The organism is Nocardia tenerifensis NBRC 101015, assembly GCF_000308715.1.
In the GTDB taxonomy this organism is placed as follows: domain Bacteria; phylum Actinomycetota; class Actinomycetes; order Mycobacteriales; family Mycobacteriaceae; genus Nocardia; species Nocardia tenerifensis.
Genome location: NZ_BAGH01000101.1, coordinates 40,175 through 59,699 on the forward strand (window position 1 = coordinate 40,175; position 19,525 = coordinate 59,699).

Genomic DNA, 19,525 nt, shown 5'->3' on the forward strand with positions numbered 1-19,525 from the left:
CTGATTCCGAGTGCGGGACTCCGCCCCCAAGTGCGGGACTCGCCCCCGAGTGCAGTGCGGGCCTCGAGTGCGAGTGCGGGCCTCGAGTGCGGGTCCCGAGTCCGAGTGTGGGCCCTGAGTCCGACCGCGGAGTTCTGCGGCGGGTGCAATTCCTGAGCGGCGTCGCACTCCGCATGACGCACGAAAAAGCCCGAGCCGAGGACTACTCCTCGACCCGGGCCGCTGGGGTGACCGACGGGACTCGAACCCGCGACAGCCAGGATCACAACCTGGTGCTCTACCAACTGAACTACGGTCACCATCGCCGGTGCAACACCGGCGCCGTCGATACTAGCGTGTTACCCCTTCGTCTCCCTAATCGGTTTCCGGCACGGCGTTGACCTGGGGCGATTCGGCGGGTGCGGCGGCAGCGCCGATCTCCGCGGCGACGGCGGCGATCTCTGCGGTGGACGGCCCGGGCGCGGGGACGAACGCGGTGCGGCGGTAGTACTCCAGCTCGCGGATGGACTCCTTGATGTCGGCCAGCGCGCGGTGGGCGAGGCCCTTCTCCGGCTGGCCGAAGTAGATCCGCGGGTACCAGCGACGGCAGAGCTCCTTGATGGAGCTCACGTCGATCATCCGGTAGTGCAGATGAGCGTCCAGGGTGGGCATGTCGCGGGCGATGAAGCCACGGTCGGTGGCGATCGAGTTACCGGCCAGCGGCACGGTGCGCGGCGTCGGCACGTACTGCCGGATGTAGTCGAGGATCTGCTGCTCGGCCTCGGCCATGGTGACCGTGGAGCGGCGCACCTCCTCGGTGAGCCCGGAGCGCGCGTGCATGTCGACGACGACCTGCGGCATGGCGGCCAGCGCCGCGTCGTCGGCGTGGATGACGATGTCCACGCCCTCACCGAGGATATTGAGATCGCTGTCGGTCACCAGCGCGGCCACCTCGATCAGCTTGTCGCTGTCCAGGCGCAGGCCCGTCATCTCACAATCCATCCACACCACATATTTATCCGACACGGCAGCAACAGTAGCTCTGTCTGATTTGTGACGCCTGTGCCGCCGCGCCAGCGCCGTCCCGCCCGGTTCGCGACCCGGCATGTTCGGGGGGCCGGGAACACGGCGGGGATCGGGGCGGTGCGCGGTCTCCCGAAAGCGTGGCGCTCGGCGATACAGTTTTCCCCAGATCGGCACAGGCGTTTTCGGTACGACAGCAAACATCGCGTAAGCGGTTCGGGTCAGACCAGACGGAGGACGTGCTATGGACGCGGGATCGCGGAGCCATTCGATGGGGACGGTGGTCGGGCGATGAGTACCCCCCAGGAGCGGGCGGCGGCGGCGCGCAAGGCGGCCGAGGAGGCGGCTCGGGTCGCGGCGGAGGCGGCCGCCGCGGCGGAGGAGGCGGAGCGCGAACTCGCCGAGCAGCAGGCGGGGGCGGGTGACGGAGCGAAGGTCGAGAGCGCGGCGGCCAAGGCCGGCGAGACCGCCGCTGTTGCCGACGAAGCGGCGGTGAAGGCCGGCAAGACGCAGGCCGCGGCCGAAAAAGCGGAGGCGGAGGCCAGCAAGACGCAAGCCGCGGCCGAACAAGCGGCGGCGGAGGCCGGCGAAAAGCAACCCGCCGCCGAACCGGCGAGTTCGGCCGCAGAGGAGATCGCCGCGGGGTACGCGTTCGACGGTGCGGCACTGGAACTCGGCACCGTGGTCGTCGACGGCACGGTGGATCCCGCTGCGCGCGTGCGCATTCCGATGCGCACCATGAACCGCCACGGCCTGGTGGCGGGGGCGACCGGCACCGGGAAGACGAAGACGCTCCAGGGCATCGCCGAACAGCTCTCGCGCGCAGGCGTTCCCGTGGTGCTCGCCGATATCAAGGGCGACCTGTCCGGCCTGTCCCAGCCGGGCGCGGCGAACGACAAGCTGAGCGCCCGCGCCGCCGAGACGGGCGCCGACGACTGGCGGCCGGCCGGCTACCCGACCGAGTTCGTCTCGCTCGGCACCGACGGCGTCGGCGTCCCGATCCGCGCGACGATCACCTCGTTCGGTCCGGTGTTGCTCAGTAAGATGCTGGGGCTCAACGAGACTCAGGAGTCCACGCTGGGTTTGATCTTCCACTGGGCGGACAAGAACGGTCTGGCGCTCCTCGACCTGAAGGACCTGCGCGCCGTCATCACGCATCTGACCAGTCCGGAGGGCAAGGAGGATCTGAAGGGCATCGGCGGCGTCTCCGCGGCCACGGCGGGCGTCATCCTGCGGGCGCTGGTGAACCTGGAGGCCGACGGCGGCGACACGTTCTTCGGTGAGCCGGAGCTGGATCCGAGCGATCTGGTACGCGTCGCGGGCGGTCAGGGCGTGATCACGCTGTTCGAGCTCGGTGCGCAGGCGGCGCGGCCGGTGATGTTCTCGACCTTCCTGATGTGGGTGCTCGCCGACCTGTTCCAGACGCTGCCGGAGGTGGGCGATGTGGATAAACCCAAGTTGGTCTTCATCTTCGACGAGGCACACCTGCTGTTCGCGGACGCGTCGAAGGCGTTCCTCGATCAGGTGGAGCAGACCGTCAAACTGATCCGCTCGAAGGGCGTCGGCGTGTTCTTCTGCACCCAGCTGCCCACCGACATCCCGAATCCGGTGCTGTCCCAACTGGGTGCGCGGATCCAGCACGCGCTGCGCGCCTTCACGCCCGACGATCAGAAGGCCCTGTCGAAGACGGTGCGCACCTATCCCAAGACGAGCGCCTACGACCTCGAAAAGGCGCTCACCTCGCTCGGCACGGGAGAAGCTGTGGTGACGGTCCTTTCGGAGCGGGGCGCGCCGACGCCGGTGGCGTGGACCAGGATTCAGCCGCCGCGATCGCTCATGGACACCATCGGCGACGAGGCGATCAGATCGCGCGCCCTGTCCAGCTCGCTGCACGGCAAGTACGGGCAGACCATCGACCGCGAATCGGCCTACGAGATCCTGGCCGCGAAGGTAGCGGCGGCGGATGAGACGGTGCAATCCGCCCCGGCGCCCGGGCGTTCGAAGGGCGACGAGGACTCGACCGCCGAACGCATCATGAAAAACCCTGCGGTCAAGAGCTTTCTGCGCTCGGCGGCGACCGCGGCCGGGCGGGAGATCAGCCGGAGCATTTTCGGAACGCGGAAGCGCTGACGGACTGATTTCCCGCACCTGCGACCGCGTGACTGCTTGTGCGGGAGATCAACAGGCGCGTCAGCTCGCGTCGCGGTCGAGCAGGTCCGGCTCGCGGCGAACGAGTTGCGCGTAGTGGCCCTCGCGTACCGCGATGACCCGCGTGCGCGGCGATGCGTGCTGGTACGCGCCGGAGCACGGCACAGCGAGCAGTTCGCCGGGCCGCAGGTCGGCGGGTAACCGGACGTCGGTGGCGAGGATGACATCGCCCGCGCGCCCCGCGACGGTCGCGGTCACCAGTGGGCCGCCTGCCCGACGGTTCGCCACCACCGCGCCCGCGAAAGTTCCTGTGGCACTGTCGATGACGACGCAGACGCTTCCGCCGTCGCCGTGCTTGACCGACAACACCCGATACAGCGTCACCCCGGCCCGCGCCACGATGCCCCGCCCCGGTTCCAGCACAACCCTCGGCCGCGGGAAATGCTGACGGGCGCATGCCGCGTCGAGCGCGTCCTCGATGATCGCGGACAGTTCGGCGAGGTTCATCTCGGCGTCACCGGTGCGATAGGCGATCGCGTGCCCGCCGCCGAGGTCGAGATCGGTCAGCAGGCAATCGTGATCGTGCCGCGCCTGCGCCATCTCGGCGACCATCCGGCGGATCGCTTCGCCGTAGTGGTCGGGGTTGTAGATCTGGGATCCGAGATGGCAGTGCAGGCCGGTCAATTCGAGCATCGGCGCGCCGAGCACCCGCGCGATGGCCGTCGCGGTGGCGTCGCCGAGTGGGAAGCCCACCGGGACACCATGCGGCAAGTCATGTTCGATGCCGGGGGAGACGCGCAGCAGAACCCGCTGCGGCCGGGTGGCCACGGCGGCGAGCAGGTCGATCTCCGCCGGCGAGCCGACCACGATCCGGCCCACCTGCCGCGCCACCGCGTTCGCCAGCGTCTCGCGCGGCAAGTCCTTGGCGTGCAGAATGATCCGCTTCGGGTCGACGCCGGCGTCGAGCATCGCGGTCAGCTCGCCGGACGAACGGGCGACCACCGAGAGTCCCTCGTCGGTGATCCAGCTCGCCACCGCGGCTACTGGCAATGCCATTGCGGCGTAGGCGATCTCGGCCTCGGCGAAGGTCCGGCGATACGCGCGGCAGCGCTGCCGGACCTCCCGTTCGTCGAGCACCCGCGCCGGGGTGCCGAAGGCCTCGGCGACGTCGCTCAGCGCGACGCCGCCGAGCACGATCCTGCCCTCGGCGTCGTACCGCGCGCCGGCGGGCCATACCGCGGAATCCAGGCGTGCGGCCGTTCCCGACCGCGTCGGCCCGAAGAAGTCCACTAACGTCACGGGTGCTCTCCTGATCCGCCCGCTTTCTCTGCCTGCGGGCCTACCAAGAATCAACGCCGCGAAACCGGCTGTGACCAGGCTGCTTAGCGCAACCTTGAGCACCCCGGACCCGATCTTGACGCAACGCTGATATGCCCTCAGCAGCCCATGTCCCGGCACAGGAGATCCGCGATGGTCTCCCGCCGCACCACCTCCCGGCACTGCCCCTGCCGCACCGCCACGATCGGCGGCCTGCCGACGCTGTTGTAGGACGAGGCGAGGCTGTGGTGGTACGCGCCGGTGCACGGCACCGCCAGCACCTCGCCGGGCCGCAGGTCGACCGGCAAACGCACGTCGGTGGCGAGGATGTCGCCCGCCTCGCAGAAGCGCCCGGCCACCGTCGCGGTCATGCTCGCGCAGGTGGGGTGCCGGTTCGCGACGACGACGCTGTAGCGCGCGCCGTACAGCGCGACGCGCGGGTTGTCGCTCATCCCGCCGTCGACGGTGACGTAGGTGTGCCCGCCCTCGATGTGCTTGACCGAGAGCACCCGGTACAGCGTCACGCCGGCGTGCGCCACGATGGCCCGGCCGGGCTCCAGCGAGATGTGCGGGCGCGGGAAGTGCTGGCGCGCACAGGCCGCGTCGAGGGCGTCCTCGATGATGGCGGCGAGTTCGCCGAGGTTCATCTCGGCGTCGCCTGCGCGGTAGGCGACCGCGTGCCCGCCGCCCAAGTCCAGCTCGGTGAGCAGGTGTCCGTGGTCCTGCCGGACCCGCGCCATCTCGGCGATCACCCGGCGCACGGCCTCGCCGTAGTAGTCCGGGTCGCTGATCTGCGAGCCGAGGTGGCAGTGGAAGCCGACCAGGTTCAGCTTGGGCTGGCGCATGATCCGTGCGACCGCCTCGGCGGCCGTGTCGCCGCCGAGCGGGAAGCCGAACTTCTGGTCGGTGACGCCGGTCCGGACCGCGGGGTGCCCGTGCACGTCGATGCCGGGGGACAAGCGCAGCAGCACGTTCTGCGAGTCGGTGACCAGGGCGGAGAGCAGGGTGATCTCGGCCAGCGAGTCGACCACGATGCGGCCCACGCCCGCCTTGATCGCGGCGCTCAGCTCATCGAAGGATTTCCCGTTGCCGTGCATGATGATTCGCCGCGGTGCGACCCCGGCGGCGAGCGCGATGGCGAGCTCGCCCGATGAGCAGACGTCCACCGAGAGCCCCTCCTGGGAGACCCAGTTGGCGACCGCGCGGATCATCAAAGCCTTTCCGGCGTAGATGATCTCGGCCTCGGGGAAGGCCTTGCGGTAGGCCCGGCAGCGCTCGCGCACCTCGCGCTCGTCCAGGACGTAGGTCGGAGTGCCGTACTGATCCGCGATGTCGGCCAGGGCCACCCCGCCGATCGTGATCCGGCCCGCGTCGTCGTAGTGCGTGTCGCGCGGCCATACGGCCGAGTCGAGGCGTGAGGGCATCCCCGACTTCAGCGACGGGAAGATTTCCAGCAGCGTCACGGTGTCTCCTGTGTGCGTCCCCGCTATTCCGTATGCGGGGCCGCTGTCAGGACTACGCCGATTCCTCTTCGGGCAACGGTCCAGCTTACGGCTGCTTGACGACCGGGCGCGCGATCTTGACGGATCCCTGACCCTGCCGTGACGGGCGTCTCTACCCGCCGAGTTTCTTGTAGAACGCCCCCGCGATCGGTGCGGTGACGGAGCGGGGGCCGTACTGCCCCGCCACGCTCATACCCTTGCTGATCAGGCCGGGGACCACACGCATCTTGTTGCGAGCCAGCGCGTCGATGGACACCTTCGCGGTGTACTCCGAGGACACCCACATGAAGTCGGGCACCAGCCGGTCCACGATCGAGGCGTCGGCCGGGTCCGGCGTCTCGGTGCGCACCGGGCCGGGCGCGAGCAGCGTGACGTGGACGCCGGAGCCCTTGAGTTCGCCGCGCAGCGACTCGGAGAAGGTGTTGGCGAACGCCTTGCTGGCCGCGTAGGTCGCGTTGTTGGGGATCGGCATGTTGCCCGCCGCCGACCCGCTGATCAAGATGCCGCCGCCCCCGCGGGCGATCATGCCGGGCAGCACGGCGAGCGTAAGGTCGTGCACCGCAACGGCGTTCAGCTCCATCTGGGCACGCTCGTAGCCGAGGTCGAGCTCGGCGACCGCCCCGAACGTCGCGATCCCGGCGTTGTTGCACAGGATCGCGATATCGCGCGCCGACAGCTCCTCGACCAGCGCCCCGCGTTGCGTGCGATCGGACAGGTCGACCGCCCGCACCTCGGCGGCGATCCCGTGCGCGAGCGTCAAGCGCTGCGCCAGCTCGGTGAGCACCTCACCGCGCCGCGCGACCAGGATCAGCGAATAACCGCGGGCGGCGAGTTCGGCGGCCAGCGCGGTGCCGATGCCGGAGGAGGCGCCGGTGACCACCGCGCGATTCTCGGAAGTAGGGGAGGGCAGGCTCACGCCAGGAGCCTATGCGATCCGTTCCCGCCGCCCGCACTCCGCCGGACGACCGGCCCGCCGCGCCGACTACTCGGCGGCGGCGACCTCGGTGGGAGTGGGGGAGCGGACGGGGAGCAGAGCGGCCAAGCCGATGGCGAGCACGAGGACGATGCCGACGATGCCCGCGCGGTCGTTGTCGAAGAACCAGACGAACAGGCCGAAAAAGCTTGGCGCGAGGAAGGATACGGCCCGGCCGGTGGTGGTGTAGAGGCCGAAGAGCTGGCCTTCGCGACCGGGCGGGGCGAGGCGGGCCAGGAACGAGCGGGCGGCGGACTGGGCGGGGCCGACGAAGACGGTCAGCAGGAGCCCGAAGATCCAGAACATCAGCGGGCCGGAGACGACGAGCAGGGCGAGGCCGCAGACGATCATCGATACGAGCGAGACGACGATGACGACCTTCGGCCCGCCGCGGTCGTCGAACCGGCCCGCGACGATCGCGCCCAGTGCCGCAACCACATTGGCGGCGATGCCGAACAGGAGGACGTCGGAGTCGGCGATGTCGTACACCCGGACCGCGAGCACCGCGCCGAAGGTGAACACGCCGGCGAGCCCGTCCCGGAAAACCGCGCTGGCGATGAGGAATCCGGCGGTGCGCCGGTCGGCCGCCCACAGTTCCCGCAGGTCCCGCACCAATACTCGGTAGGACTCGACGAAACCCGCGCTCGCCGCGCCGGGATCGGCGTCGGTGCGCGGCAATTCGGGCACCGAGAACAGCACCGGCAGCGCGAACGCGGCGAACCAGACCGCGGCGACGATGGCCACCAGACGGATATTGAGCCCGTCGTCGGTGGGCATGCCGAGCAGCCCTCGGCTGTCCCCGCTGCCGGAGATGAACCCGAAGTAGCAGATCAGCAGCAGGAAGATGCCGCCGAAATAGCCCATCGCCCAGCCGAATCCGGACACCCGGCCGACGGTCGCCGGCGTCGACACCTGCCGCAGCATGGCGTTGTAGGGCACGCTGGCCAGTTCGAAGAACGCCGAGCCGAACGCGAGCAGCGCCAGCCCGAGCCACAGGTAGTGGTAGTCGTCGTGCACGAAGAACATCAGCGTCATCGAGACGATGCAGAGCGCGGTCAGCACGGCAAGGGAGCGTTTACGTTTCGCGGACGCGTCGAACCGCTGGCCGCTGACCGGCGCCGTCACCGCGACCACGAGGCCGGCGAGCCCGAGCGCCCACCCGAGCCACGCGCTCGACGAGACCCCGCCCGGCAGATCGTCACCGACCTTGTCGGTCAGGTACACCGAGAACACGAAGGTGAGAATCACCGCGTTGAACGCAGACGACCCCCAGTCCCAGAATCCCCACGCCACGATCTGTCCGCGCCCGGCGGCCTGTCCCACGGTCGCTCGCGCGTCCACCTCGGCCGCGTTCCTCGCGGGCTCACTGCGCTCACTCATTGCCGCGCAGCCTAGTGCCGTTTTCCCCCGCGGTACGGCTCAACGCCCGACACCAAACCCAGGGTATGCACCCAGTTGCATAGTACTGGCTGTCACGGCTATTCTCTCCGCATGGCCCTCGAGCACGCGCTGCTGGTATCGCTGACCGAGCGGGCCGGCTCGGGGTATGAGCTGGCCCGCCGGTTCGACAAGTCCATCGGCTACTTCTGGAGCGCGACGCATCAGCAGATCTATCGCGTGCTCAAGCGCATGGCCGAGTCCGGCTGGCTCGACAGCGAGTCGGTGGCTCAGGAGGGCAGGCCGGACAAGAAGGTCTACGCGGTGAGTGAGGCGGGCCGCGCCGAACTGGCCCGCTGGATCGCCGAGCCCTCGGACACCGGCACCCCGCGCAACGAGCTCGCGGTCAAGATCCGCGCGGCCGCGTACGGCGATATCGGCGCGTTGCGCGCGGAGGTCGCGCGGCACCGCGACGAGCACGCCCAGCGGCTCGAGGTGTATCGCCTCATCGAGAAACGCGATTTTCCGGCACCGGACGAGCTCTCCGGTACGGCCCTGCACCAGTACCTCGTTCTGCGCGCGGGTGTCCGCGTCGAGACGGGGTTCGTCGAGTGGTGCGACGAAGTCCTGCACGCCCTGCACCCGCCCGCGACAGCCCCGCGGGCGGACTGAATCGCCAGAAAAGGATCGCCGGATGTCTTCCTTCCCCCATTTGTTCGAGCCGCTCGACCTCGGCCGCACCACCCTGCGCAACCGCGTGGTGATGGGGTCGATGCACACCGGCCTGGAGGATCGGGCCTGGGACACCAACAGGCTGGCCGCGTACTTCGCCGAGCGGGCCCGCGGCGGCGTGGGCCTGATCATCACGGGCGGCTACGCGCCCAACCGCACCGGTTGGCTGCTGCCGTTCGGCGCCAAGCTGACCAACAAGACCGAGGCGTACCGGCACCGGGCGATCACCAAGGCCGTGCACAACGAGGGCGGCAAGATCGCCATTCAGATCCTGCACGCCGGGCGCTACTCGTACATGCCCGGCAGCGTCTCCGCGTCGTCGATCAAGGCGCCCATCAACCCGTTCCGGCCGCGCGCGCTCTCGGCCAAGGGCGTCGAGCAGACCATCGACGACTACGTGCGTTGCGCGAAGCTCGCCGAGTTCGCGGGCTACGACGGCTGCGAAATCATGGGCGGTGAAGGGTATTTCATCAACCAGTTCCTCGCGCCGCGCACCAACAAGCGCACCGACAAGTGGGGCGGCTCGCCGGAGAACCGGCGCAGGCTCGCGGTGGAGATCGTGCGCCGCACCCGCGCCGCGGTCGGGCCGGAGTTCGTCATCGTGTTCCGGCTGTCCATGGCCGAGCTGGTCGAGAAGGGTCAGACGTTCGACGAGATCGTCGCGCTAGCAAAGGAATTGGAGGCCGCGGGGGCCGACATCCTCAACACCGACATCGGCTGGCACGAGGCGCGGGTGCCGACCATCGTGACCTCGGTGCCGCGCGCGGCGTTCGTGGAGTTCACCGCGAAGATCAGCAAGCAGGTGCGGATCCCGGTCTGCGCGTCCAACCGCATCAACATGCCCGAGATCGCCGAGGAGATCCTCACTCGCGGTGACGCGCAACTGGTTTCGCTCGCGCGCCCGTTCCTGACCGACCCCGAGTGGGTGAACAAGGCCAAGCAGGATCGCGTCGACGAGATCAACACCTGCATCGCCTGCAACCAGGCGTGCCTGGACCACGCGTTCGTGCACAAGACCGTGTCCTGCCTGCTGAACCCCCGCGCGGGCCACGAGACCGAGCTGAAACTGCTGCCTACCCGGCGTACCAAGCGCGTCGCGGTCGTCGGCGCGGGGCCGGCGGGGCTGTCGGCGGCGGTCAACCTCGCCGAGCGCGGTCATCGCGTCGATCTGTTCGAGGCCGACGACAAGATCGGCGGCCAGTTCGACATCGCCCGCCGCATTCCGGGCAAGGAAGAGTTCAACGAGTCGATCCGGTACTACCGCAGGAAGCTCGAGATCACCGGCGTCACAGTGCATTTGAACAAGCGGGTGACCGCGGCGGAGCTCATCGACGCCCGCTACGACGAGGTGGTGCTCGCCACCGGCGTGAAGCCGCGCATCCCGAACATTCCGGGTATCGACCATCCGATGGTGCTGTCCTATGCCGAACTGGTGCGCGAGGAGCGTCCGGTCGGCAAGCGCGTCGCGGTGATCGGGGCGGGCGGCATCGGCTACGACGTCAGCGAATTCCTCACCGTCGAGGGGCATCCCACGCTGAAGCTGGACGAGTGGAAGGAGGAGTGGGGCGTCGACGCCGATAACGAGCAGGTGCCCGGTCAGCTCGCTCAGCCGAAGCCGTCGCCCGCGGCGCGCGAAGTCGTTCTGCTGCAACGCAAGTCGTCCTCGTTCGGCAAGGGGCTCGGGAAGACGACCGGCTGGGTGCACCGGGCCGCGCTGAAGGCCAAGGGCGTCGATCACGTCGGCGGCGTCAACTACGAGCGCATCGACGACCACGGCCTGCACATCAGCTTCGGCGAGAAAAGGCAACGGCCGCAACTGATTCCGGTCGACAACGTGGTCGTCTGCGCGGGCCAGGAATCCGTCCGCGACCTCGAGGACGAGCTGCGCGCCGCGGGCGTGAGCCTGCATCTCATCGGCGGTGCGGAGCTCGCCGCCGAGCTGGACGCCAAGCGCGCCATCGATCAGGGCACCCGGCTGGCCGCCCGGCTCTGAATTCGCCCGCGGTGTCGTCCTCTTTCGAGTGACGACACCGCGGACGGGATCAGCTCGAGTAGTCCTGGCTGATCCAGCGGTCGGGACGGATCGTGAACAGGATGGAGTCGACCTCGCGCATCCGGTCGATGAAGGCGCGGCCCTCCTCCGGGCCGAGGTAGCGGACGGCGATTCGCTCGCGCACGTCCAGCGGCGCCGGCGTGGTCGCGTCTATTACGGTGCCCTCGACGATCACGTACTGGTAGGGCAGGTCTTCGCGCTGGACCGTGACGGTCACCGCGCCTGCCTCCTGGATGAGCCTGGCTTTGCGACGCCCGGCACCCGTATTGATCAGGATGTCGCCGCCGGGGGTGTAGTCGTACCAGATCGGGACGGCCACGGGCGGTCGCCCGTCGGTCGCCGCGACCGACAGCACGGCGATGTGCTTGTCCGCGAGGAATTTCTGACGTTCGGCCTCCGAGAACGGTTTTGGCATGCGTTGGTGAACGCTGTCGGCTAGGAGGTTATTCCGCACGCTGTCGTCGTGTTGTTTGTCCGGCGAGGCGGATGCTTTGGGGCACTGCGTATCTCGGGCGTAGTTGCTCCTGTGACGTTGCGTGAGCCAGAGAGTTGCGCTGCTACGGATCTCGCTCGATAAGTAACTGTTGGTTATCGAGTACCAAGGCACAGAGTTCGAGCATCGACTGGACGATCGGGATGCGGCGTGTCCGTCGGTAACCGGGACGAAGATGCCTCGCGTGTCGGGAAATTCGGCTGATCATCTGGCTATCCAATGACAGCCGCCGGGCTAACATTCAGGCAATGAGAGAGATTCTAAGTCAGTTTCTCAAACGCGAGACAGCGCGCAGTCGGCCTTGTTAAGTTACTGATGATTCTTCCACTGAAAGGCGCGATGAGGCGCTACTCGCCCCGCACCGCGTCGACCCGGTGGCGTCATGGCTCGGCGAGGAGTAGCGACATGGACGGATTCAGCAGGCGCAACGTTTTGCGGGCGGGCGGAGCATTGGGCGCGTTCGGCGCGCTGGCGGCGATGTCGCCGGCCCGGGCGGAGCCGTGGAGTTGGTCACCGGGCGGTTCGGTGGCGGGCAGCGGGTCCGGCGTCGATCCGCTGACAGTGTGGGACGACGAGGCGGACCAGCTGGTCGCCGCGCTGATCGACCGTGGCGACGTGCCCAGGGTGAACCAGCTGTTGCGGACCTGGACCAGAAACGGTCAGCCGTTACCGGACGGGTTACCTACGGAGCTAAGGGATTTCATGGAGTACGCCCGGCAGCTCCCGCAGTGGACCGACCGGGGCAAGCTGGGCACCGCCGTCGAGTTCAACAAGAAGCGGGGCCTGTATCTCGGCGTGCTGTACGGCTTGGCCAGCGGCATGATGAGCACGGTCATCCCGAAGGAGGCGCGGGCGGTCTACTACTCCAAGGGTGGTCAGGATCTGAAGGATCGCATCTCCAAGACCGCCAAGCTCGGCTACGACATCGGGACCGCGAACGCCTATGCGCCCGACGGTGAGATGGTCGTGACGTGCGTCAAGACCAGGCTGGTGCACGCCGCCGTGCGGCACCTGTTGCCCCAGTCGCCGCACTGGAAGCACTCGGCCGACGAGGAGATCCCGATCAGCCAGAACGACATCATGGTCACCTGGCACAGCCTGCCGACGACCGTCATGAAGCACCTCACCGCGTGGGGCGTGCCCATCCCGGCGCACGAGTCCGAGGCCTTTCTGCACTCGTGGCAGGTGTGCGCGCACATGCTCGGCGTCCGCGACGAGTACATTCCCAACTCGTGGGCCGAGGCGAATTCCCAAGCGGCGCAGGTGCTCGACCCCGTTCTCGCGCCGACCCCCGAGGGCGTCGCGCTGGCCGACCGGCTCCTGCGGCTCGGCGTGAACCTCGATCTCGCCGTGCTCAGCAAGCCCATTCTCGGCGCGTTCACCCGCTTCCTGCTCGGCGACAAGATCGCCGATGGACTGGCGATTCCCCGTGAGCCCGTGTGGGATCCGCTGCTGCGGGTCAGCTGGGGGCCGTTCATCGCCGTGCGCGAGGGCCTGCTCCCCGTCGTACCCCTCGCCCCCGACGCCTACTGGCTCTTCGACGAGTTCCTCCGCCAAGCCGCCCTCATCTACCTGGCGGAACTCCGCATGCCGATCAGCATCGAACTGCCCCAGATGAATCGGGACATGAGCCAGCCGCCACGCTGAGCGAAAACAATCGGCGGTGCGACCAAACCGCCGACGATGGCGACGCGAATCTCCTTGCGAGGGCCTGCCCGGGAGGTGTCCCGGGCAGGCGTGCCGACCGCAAGTGAGAGGGGCTCGTGGCAGTGAGAACACGGTTGAGAGCGTTGCATTGGGTAGTCGCCGGTGCGCTGGCCGCCGCCGGGCTGGCGGGGACGGCCGGGCCGGTGAACGCGGCGCCCGGCGTCGTGTCGGTGGACGAGGTGAACGATCGGCAGCAGACCGTGACGGTCTTCTCGCCCGCGATGAACCGGCCCATCCCGGTACAGGTGATCCGCGCCGCGGACCGGGGTGCGGCGCGACCGACGCTCTACCTGCTCAACGGATCCGGGGGCGGCCCGAACGAGAGCGGGTGGGACGTACAGACCGATGCCGTGAATTTCCTGCGCGGCAAGGACATCAACGTGGTGACGCCGTTCGGCGGCGCCAACTCGTACTACACCGACTGGCTGCGCGCGGACGCCGTGCTCGGCTACAACAAGTGGCAGACGTTCCTCAACGAGGAGCTGCCGCCGGTCATCGAGGAGTTCCTGGGGGCCAATAAAACTCGCGCGCTGGCCGGTGTATCGATGAGCGGCACCTCGGTGTTGAACCTCGCCATCGCCGCGCCCGGTTTCTGGAACGGTGTGGCGTCCTACAGCGGTTGCGCGCAGACATCGGACCCGATCGGGCACGAGTTCGTCCGGATCACGGTGGAGAACTGGGGCGGTGGGCAAAGCGTCGAGAACATGTGGGGGCCGGCCGACGGGCCGCTGTGGCGGGCCAATGATCCGCTCGTCAACGCGGAGCGGTTGCGCGGCACCGCCGTCTATTTGAGCGCGGGCAGCGGTCTTCCGGCCGCGCCGCACGACACTCCGTTCGATCGGCGGGTGCAGGAGGGGCGGATTCCGCTGCCGGTCCAGATCGCCTTCGGCGGGCCCATCGAGGCGGCCATCCACTTCTGCACGGTCAAGCTGACGAATCGGCGTCGCGCGCTGAGCATTCCGGTGACGTTCGATGATCGTCCGGTCGGCACGCATTCGTGGGGTTACTGGGAGGATGATCTTCGAACGTCGTGGCCGTTCCTGTCCCAATCGCTCCGCCTTGGGTGAAAGGTTTCGCTGCCGCGGGGGTTCGGCTCTGCGGCAGCGGAACTCGGCGACTTCTACGGACTCGCCAGGGCTTGCTGCGCAGGTCAGGGAACTTGGATCGGTATGCGCCACAGTGCTGTTGACGCTCGGCCGTCGGCACTGGACTCGAAGGCGATCCACTTGCCGTCGGGGGACCAGCTCGGGGCGCCGTCGTACTGGGTCGACGTGGTTACTCGCAGGGGCTGGCCGGTGCCGTCGGATCGGGTCGCGAAGACCTGTGCGTGCGCGGTGTGGGCGTGGTCGGAGGAGTAGACGACCCACTTGCCGTCCGGGGAGAAGCTCGGGTCGGTGTCCTCGTCCGGACCGGTGGTCAGCGACTTGCGGGCGGTGGCGTCGGGGGCGATCGTGATGAGGTCCCAGTCGGTGGATGTTCCACTGCGCGACTGGAACACGATCCGGTCGCCGCTCGGTGACCAGTTCGGTTGGCGGTTATCGGTATTCGTGCCGGGCCCGTCGACCAGCTTGGTCAGCTCCGTGCCGTCGGTGCGCACCTTCCAGATGCTGCCCTGGGCGTTCGCCTCGGTCTGACTGTCGTTCTCCTGGAAGACGATCCAGTCGCCGTTCGGCGAGAAACTCGGCTCCGTGTAGCCGCGGGTGCCGGTATGCGAGGTCACCTGCCGCGGTTCGCTGCCCGGCGCGAGAGTCCAGATCTCGTCCCGATCGGTGATGTCGTACGAGAAGGTGATCAACCCCGTCCGCCCGTTCCAAGCCGAGCCCGGCAGATTCACCGCCGCCTGATCCCCCTCCCGCACCAACTCCTGCGGTGTCCCACCCCCAACCGGCATCCGATTCAAGCTCGCCCCACCCTTGTTGTACCCGCCGAAAAAGTTCGTGAACAGCACCTGCGACCCATCCGGCGAGAACGCCGCATTCTGCGCACTCCCCGGCGCCGGCGCCCGATACAACAACTCGGCCCCGTCGCTCCTTGCCTCGGCCGGCGCGGCCCCCGCCTGCGCGGTAGCGGCGACCAGCACTCCCGACACGAAAAGCAGCGCGGCAGACGTCTTTTTGATCACGAATTCACGGTAACCAGCATTCGCGCGCTCGTCCCGAAAGATTTCGCTCACCGGACCGCCCACCACCCGTCATTTCCAGCCACTCGCCGCCGAGCAGCCCCGTTTCACCACACAACGGCTCCATCAGTCGTGTCCCGCTGGGTCCGGCGAGGAGGCATCAGGCCTCGGGACCGCTGTCTAGCATCGGGGGATGGCTCGTTCTTATGTGGTTACTGGTGGGGGGCGGGGGATTGGGCGGGGGATTGTGGAGAGGTTGGGGGGTGGGGAGGATTTTGTTATTGCGGTGGAGCGGGATTCGGGGGCGTTGGGGTGGGCGGAGGGGCGGGTGATTCCGGTGGTGGGGGATGCTTCGGCCGAGGAGGTGGCTGAGCGGGCGGCGGATCTGGCGCAAGAGGTGGGGACGTTGGTGGGGTGGGTGAATAATGCGGCAGTGTTTCGTGATGCGTCGGTGCACGCGGACTCGGCGGGGCGGGTGGTCGAGTTGATCACGGCGAACTTGGCGCCGGCGGTGGTCGGATGTACGACGGCGGTGCGCCGGTTTCTGGATGCCGGGGTTCCCGGTGCGATCGTGAATGTCACTTCGCACCAGGCGCAGCGGGCTGTGCCGGGGGCGCTGCCGTACAGCACGGCGAAGGCGGCGATCGAGGGGCTGACACGTGCGCTGGCAGTGGAGTACGGCCCGAAGGGGATTCGGGTGAACGCGGTCGCACCGGGGTCCGTCGCCACCGAGCGCTATGCCGAATTCCTTTCGGGCCTCGACCCTTCCGTGGCTGCGCGCGTGGAAGAGCAGATGGCGCAACTGCATCCGCTCGGCCGGGTGGCGCGGACGGACGAGGTCGCCGCGGCGGTGGCCTATCTGCTCTCTCCGGACGCCGGTTTCGTCAATGGTGCGGTGTTGCCGGTGGACGGCGGGCGTTCGGCGCTGGCCCTCGACCCCGAGGCGCGCTGACGGCTCAGCGCTGCTTGGGGGGCCACCAGGCGCCCATGCCGAGGGCGATCAGGCGCATTTGCTGGACCGTGCGGTTGATGATGCTGTCTTGTTCGCGGGGGAGGGCGGAGAGGTAGGCGACGATGCCGTCGGTGACGGTGGCGACCAGGAGGTCGGCGGCGATCTCGAGGTCGGCGGGGGACCAGGAGTCGAGGGCGGGGATGCGGGAGAGGTCGGCCACGAGCTCGCGGACGATCAGCTGCAGTTCCATCGCGATGGACTTGCGCAGGGCCGCGGAGCCACCGTGGCGCTCCCTGGTCAGGAAGCCGAACAGTTCGCGTTTCGGTTCGACCTGGGCGAACACGAATCGCACGGTGTCGGACAGGCTCGCGTCGGGCTTGCGGCGCACCTCGCGCAGGGCGAGGCGCAGCGCGGTGATGCCGTCGTCGACGAGCGTCGCGCCGAGGTCTTCCAGCGAGGCGAAGTGCCGGTAGAAGGCGGTCGGCACGATGCCGGCGGAGCGGGCGATCTCACGCAGGCTCAGCGCGGCGAACCCTCGGTCGGCCGCCAGTGCCAGGGTGCCGTCCAGTAGGGCCTGTCGCGTGCGCTCCTTGCGCTCGCCTCGAGTTGCTGCCTGCTCGCTCATCACGGTGAGCATACATCCGTTCACCATTCCATTAATCCCAAGATGTAGTTCGTGTCACATGTTTTGCCGGTTGACACCGGACCCGGGTCATCGGTCACACTAGTTGAGTGTACAGACGTGCACTGAAATTAGAACACAGCGTCGCGGGACCTCATCCAGGTCGAACAGCCCCGGCCTGAGGCCGCGACACCCAGAGGCATGGAGAACGAATGGTGGATCTCATCAACCTGGTGCAGACCCTGACCTCGCCCCACCCGCTGGACCGCTACCTGGAGCTCGTGCGCCCCACGCTCACCGCGCGGGAGCTGCGCGCCGAGATCGTCCACGTCGACCGCTCGGTCCCCGGCTCGGTGACGCTCACCCTGCGCCCGACCCGGCAATGGCGCGGCCACGTCGCCGGGCAGTACGTCCAGATCGGCGTGGTGATCAACGGCGTGCGCCACACCCGCTGCTACTCCCCGATCGACCCGGCCGGCGCGCGGAGCAGGCACATCCAGCTCACCGTCAAGGCGCACCCGGAGGGCTTGGTCTCGCAGTATCTGGCGCGCAACGCCGCGCCGGGCATGGTGGTCGACCTCGAGCAGGCGGCGGGCGTCTTCCAGCTGCCCGACCCGCGTCCGGACCGACTGCTGCTGATCAGCGGCGGCAGCGGCATCACGCCGGTGCTGTCGATGCTGCGCACCCTCGCCGCCGAGGACTACCCCGGTGAGGTCGTCTTCCTGCACTACGCGAAGTCGCCCGAGGTGGTGCCGCACCGCGCCGAGCTCGACGCTATCGCCCAGCGGCACAAGAACTTCCGCATCGAGTTGCGTCATCCGTGGCGGCCGGACACCACCCGGGTCGACGCGACCGCGCCGTGGGTCGACGTGGCGCCCGCGCGCTCGAGCGGGTATTTCGACTACGACGAGCTGGAGCGGGTCGCCCCGTGGTTCGCCGACGCGCACGCCTACGTCTGCGGCCCCCCGTCGCTGATGGCCGCGGTGCGCAAGATCTACGAGGCCGAGCAGCTCGAAGATCGGCTGCACAGCGAGGAATTCACGCTCTCGCTCGCCCCCGTCGAGGCCGACGAGGCCTTCGGCACGGTCAGCTTCTCGGCCAGCGGCGTGACCGCGGACAACAGCGGCGCGACCCTGCTGGAGCAGGCCGAGTCGGCGGGCCTCACCCCGGAGTACGGCTGCCGGATGGGTATCTGCTTCTCCTGCACCGCGGTTCGCCGCACCGGCTGCACCCGCAACCTGCGGACCGGCGAGACCGACAGCGACCCGGACCAGCCCATCCAGCTCTGCATCAACGCCCCCGTCGGGGACGTCGACATCGCCATCTGAAGCAAAGGATTCTTCTCATGACAATCCTGACCGAAACGAAAGACGGCCCCCTCGTTCTGAGCCCGGACCAGGTCGAAGAACTGGGTAAGGCGCTCGACGAGCTGCGCGCGAAGGTCGTCGCCGACCTCGGCGACCGCGACCGCGAGTACCTGTACTCGATCATCAAGGCGCAGCGCGGTTTCGAGATCGCCGGGCGCGGCCTGATGTACCTCGGCTTCCTCCCGCCGTTCTGGTTGGCCGCGGTCGCCGCGCTGAGCGTGTCGAAGATCCTGGACAACATGGAGATCGGCCACAACGTCATGCACGGCCAGTACGACTGGATGCGTGAGCCCGGCCTGAATTCCCGTGTCTTCGAATGGGATACGGTCTGCCCGGCGGACCAGTGGAAGCACTCGCACAACTACATCCACCACACCTACACCAACATCCACAATAAGGACCGCGACATCGGCTACTCCATCCTGCGGATGGACGAGGCCCAGTCGTGGAACGTGCTGCGCCTCGGCCAGCCGCTGTACGCCTTCGCGCTGATGATGCTGTTCGAGTGGGGCGTGATGGCCCACGACCTCGAGGTCGAGAACATCGTGCGCGGCAAGCGGAAGTGGTCCGACATCAAGCGGCTCGTGGCCGGCCAGTGGCGCAAGGCGGGCAAGCAGGCGCTCAAGGACTACGTCGTTTTCCCGGCGCTCACCGGCCCGCTGTTCTTCAGCACGCTCGCCGGCAACGTCGCGGCGAACCTGGTCCGCAATGTGTGGGCCTACTCGATCATCTTCTGCGGACACTTCCCGACGGGCGTACAGACGTTCACCGAAGAGGAGACCGCCGACGAGACCCGCGGCGAGTGGTACATCCGGCAGATGCTCGGCTCGGCCAACATCACCGGAAACAAGTTGTTCCACATCATGTCCGGCAATTTGTCGCACCAGATCGAGCACCACCTGTTCCCTGACATCCCGGCCGCGCGCTATCCGGAGATGGCCGCAGAGGTCCGCGCATTGTGTGAAAAGTACGGATTGCCGTACAACACGGGTCCGTTGAGCAAGCAGGTCGGCTCGGTGTGGCTGAAGATTTTCAAGCTCGCACTTCCGCCCGCCTTGGTCAAGAGCGAACCGTCTCCCGGTGTTATCGTGATGCGTCAGCGAAAGGCAAGCGAAGTGGGCGTCTGAATGATCGGGAAATTCGAGAGCAACAAGGATCTCA

General features: G+C 68.1%; 16 protein-coding genes and 1 tRNA gene. 8 read left to right on the forward strand and 9 right to left on the reverse strand.

What is annotated here, in order from left to right:
* Positions 1-223 precede the first annotated feature (223 nt).
* Both ON39_RS08000 and orn read right to left on the reverse strand, forming a co-directional pair.
* Positions 224-299 (reverse strand) — tRNA-His (locus tag ON39_RS08000).
* 55 nt (positions 300-354) lie between these two features.
* The gene (gene orn, locus ON39_RS08005; protein ID WP_040732637.1) at positions 355-1,005 is read right to left on the reverse strand and encodes an oligoribonuclease; all 651 of its coding nucleotides are present in this window, start codon (positions 1,003-1,005) and stop codon (positions 355-357) included.
* Between the two features lie 288 nt (positions 1,006-1,293).
* On the opposite strand from orn, the gene ON39_RS08010 reads away from it, so the two are divergent.
* On the forward strand, positions 1,294-3,132 hold the full coding sequence (locus ON39_RS08010) for a helicase HerA-like domain-containing protein (protein ID WP_051186395.1): 1,839 nt from the start codon (positions 1,294-1,296) through the stop codon (positions 3,130-3,132).
* 60 nt (positions 3,133-3,192) lie between these two features.
* Here ON39_RS08010 and ON39_RS08015 read toward each other — a convergent pair whose 3' ends face one another.
* The 4 genes from ON39_RS08015 to ON39_RS08030 all read right to left on the reverse strand — a co-directional run bounded on the left by ON39_RS08015 (position 3,193) and on the right by ON39_RS08030 (position 8,322).
* Positions 3,193-4,449 (reverse strand): diaminopimelate decarboxylase family protein, encoded by a 1,257-nt coding sequence (locus ON39_RS08015; RefSeq protein WP_051186396.1) that lies wholly within the window; start codon positions 4,447-4,449, stop codon positions 3,193-3,195.
* Positions 4,450-4,586: 137 nt separating this feature from the next.
* Complete coding sequence (lysA, locus tag ON39_RS08020; protein ID WP_040732640.1) at positions 4,587-5,930, reverse strand: diaminopimelate decarboxylase; 1,344 nt, start codon at positions 5,928-5,930, stop codon at positions 4,587-4,589.
* 151 nt (positions 5,931-6,081) lie between these two features.
* Positions 6,082-6,885 carry a mycolate reductase gene (cmrA, locus tag ON39_RS08025; protein WP_040732642.1) on the reverse strand — a complete coding sequence of 268 codons (804 nt, stop codon included), beginning with the start codon at positions 6,883-6,885 and terminating at the stop codon, positions 6,082-6,084.
* A gap of 66 nt (positions 6,886-6,951) precedes the next feature.
* Positions 6,952-8,322: an MFS transporter gene (locus tag ON39_RS08030; protein WP_040732643.1), complete on the reverse strand. Its 1,371-nt coding sequence runs from the start codon at positions 8,320-8,322 to the stop codon at positions 6,952-6,954.
* Positions 8,323-8,433: 111 nt separating this feature from the next.
* Between ON39_RS08030 and ON39_RS08035 the strand changes: the two genes are divergently transcribed.
* Together ON39_RS08035 and ON39_RS08040 are read left to right on the forward strand one after the other, a co-directional pair.
* On the forward strand, positions 8,434-8,991 hold the full coding sequence (locus tag ON39_RS08035; RefSeq protein ID WP_040732644.1) for a PadR family transcriptional regulator: 558 nt from the start codon (positions 8,434-8,436) through the stop codon (positions 8,989-8,991).
* A 22-nt stretch (positions 8,992-9,013) separates the two neighbouring features.
* Positions 9,014-11,044 (forward strand): NADPH-dependent 2,4-dienoyl-CoA reductase, encoded by a 2,031-nt coding sequence (locus ON39_RS08040; protein WP_040732645.1) that lies wholly within the window; start codon positions 9,014-9,016, stop codon positions 11,042-11,044.
* Between the two features lie 49 nt (positions 11,045-11,093).
* Here the strand turns inward: ON39_RS08040 and ON39_RS08045 are convergent, their stop codons facing one another.
* Positions 11,094-11,519, reverse strand: coding sequence for a pyridoxamine 5'-phosphate oxidase family protein (locus ON39_RS08045; RefSeq protein ID WP_040732646.1), 426 nt, complete (start codon positions 11,517-11,519; stop codon positions 11,094-11,096).
* Positions 11,520-12,002: 483 nt separating this feature from the next.
* Between ON39_RS08045 and ON39_RS08050 the strand changes: the two genes are divergently transcribed.
* Together ON39_RS08050 and ON39_RS08055 are read left to right on the forward strand one after the other, a co-directional pair.
* A complete protein-coding gene (locus ON39_RS08050; protein ID WP_040732647.1) occupies positions 12,003-13,244 on the forward strand; it encodes an oxygenase MpaB family protein in 1,242 nt (413 codons plus the stop codon).
* 143 nt (positions 13,245-13,387) lie between these two features.
* On the forward strand, positions 13,388-14,371 hold the full coding sequence (locus ON39_RS08055) for an alpha/beta hydrolase (RefSeq protein WP_040732649.1): 984 nt from the start codon (positions 13,388-13,390) through the stop codon (positions 14,369-14,371).
* Positions 14,372-14,454: 83 nt separating this feature from the next.
* On the opposite strand, the gene ON39_RS08060 is transcribed toward ON39_RS08055, so the two are convergent.
* Positions 14,455-15,426, reverse strand: a complete 972-nt coding sequence (locus ON39_RS08060) for a TolB family protein (protein ID WP_083894312.1) — start codon at positions 15,424-15,426, stop codon at positions 14,455-14,457.
* Positions 15,427-15,616: 190 nt separating this feature from the next.
* On the opposite strand from ON39_RS08060, the gene ON39_RS08065 reads away from it, so the two are divergent.
* On the forward strand, positions 15,617-16,375 hold the full coding sequence (locus ON39_RS08065) for an SDR family NAD(P)-dependent oxidoreductase (protein WP_040732650.1): 759 nt from the start codon (positions 15,617-15,619) through the stop codon (positions 16,373-16,375).
* 4 nt (positions 16,376-16,379) lie between these two features.
* Here ON39_RS08065 and ON39_RS08070 read toward each other — a convergent pair whose 3' ends face one another.
* Entirely contained in the window at positions 16,380-17,000 is a 621-nt protein-coding gene (locus ON39_RS08070; RefSeq protein WP_040732677.1) for a TetR family transcriptional regulator, read from the reverse strand.
* A 209-nt stretch (positions 17,001-17,209) separates the two neighbouring features.
* Here ON39_RS08070 and ON39_RS08075 point away from each other — a divergent pair, with 209 nt between their 5' ends.
* Both ON39_RS08075 and ON39_RS08080 read left to right on the forward strand, forming a co-directional pair.
* Positions 17,210-18,325 carry a ferredoxin reductase gene (locus ON39_RS08075; protein WP_040732651.1) on the forward strand — a complete coding sequence of 372 codons (1,116 nt, stop codon included), beginning with the start codon at positions 17,210-17,212 and terminating at the stop codon, positions 18,323-18,325.
* Positions 18,326-18,342: 17 nt separating this feature from the next.
* Positions 18,343-19,491 (forward strand): fatty acid desaturase family protein, encoded by a 1,149-nt coding sequence (locus ON39_RS08080; RefSeq protein WP_051186398.1) that lies wholly within the window; start codon positions 18,343-18,345, stop codon positions 19,489-19,491.
* Positions 19,492-19,525: the final 34 nt, after the last annotated feature.

Excerpts from the sequence above, each read along its gene's own strand:
- ON39_RS08010 (WP_051186395.1), top strand. The coding sequence starts at position 1,294 with ATGAGTACCCCCCAGGAGCGGGCGGCGGCGGCGCGCAAGGCGGCCGAG.
- ON39_RS08030 (WP_040732643.1), bottom strand. The coding sequence starts at position 8,322 with ATGAGTGAGCGCAGTGAGCCCGCGAGGAACGCGGCCGAGGTGGACGCG.
- ON39_RS08035 (WP_040732644.1), top strand. The coding sequence starts at position 8,434 with ATGGCCCTCGAGCACGCGCTGCTGGTATCGCTGACCGAGCGGGCCGGC.
- ON39_RS08040 (WP_040732645.1), top strand. The coding sequence starts at position 9,014 with ATGTCTTCCTTCCCCCATTTGTTCGAGCCGCTCGACCTCGGCCGCACC.
- ON39_RS08045 (WP_040732646.1), bottom strand. The coding sequence starts at position 11,519 with ATGCCAAAACCGTTCTCGGAGGCCGAACGTCAGAAATTCCTCGCGGAC.
- ON39_RS08050 (WP_040732647.1), top strand. The coding sequence starts at position 12,003 with ATGGACGGATTCAGCAGGCGCAACGTTTTGCGGGCGGGCGGAGCATTG.
- ON39_RS08065 (WP_040732650.1), top strand. The coding sequence starts at position 15,617 with ATGGCTCGTTCTTATGTGGTTACTGGTGGGGGGCGGGGGATTGGGCGG.
- ON39_RS08070 (WP_040732677.1), bottom strand. The coding sequence starts at position 17,000 with ATGAGCGAGCAGGCAGCAACTCGAGGCGAGCGCAAGGAGCGCACGCGA.
- ON39_RS08075 (WP_040732651.1), top strand. The coding sequence starts at position 17,210 with ATGGTGGATCTCATCAACCTGGTGCAGACCCTGACCTCGCCCCACCCG.
- ON39_RS08080 (WP_051186398.1), top strand. The coding sequence starts at position 18,343 with ATGACAATCCTGACCGAAACGAAAGACGGCCCCCTCGTTCTGAGCCCG.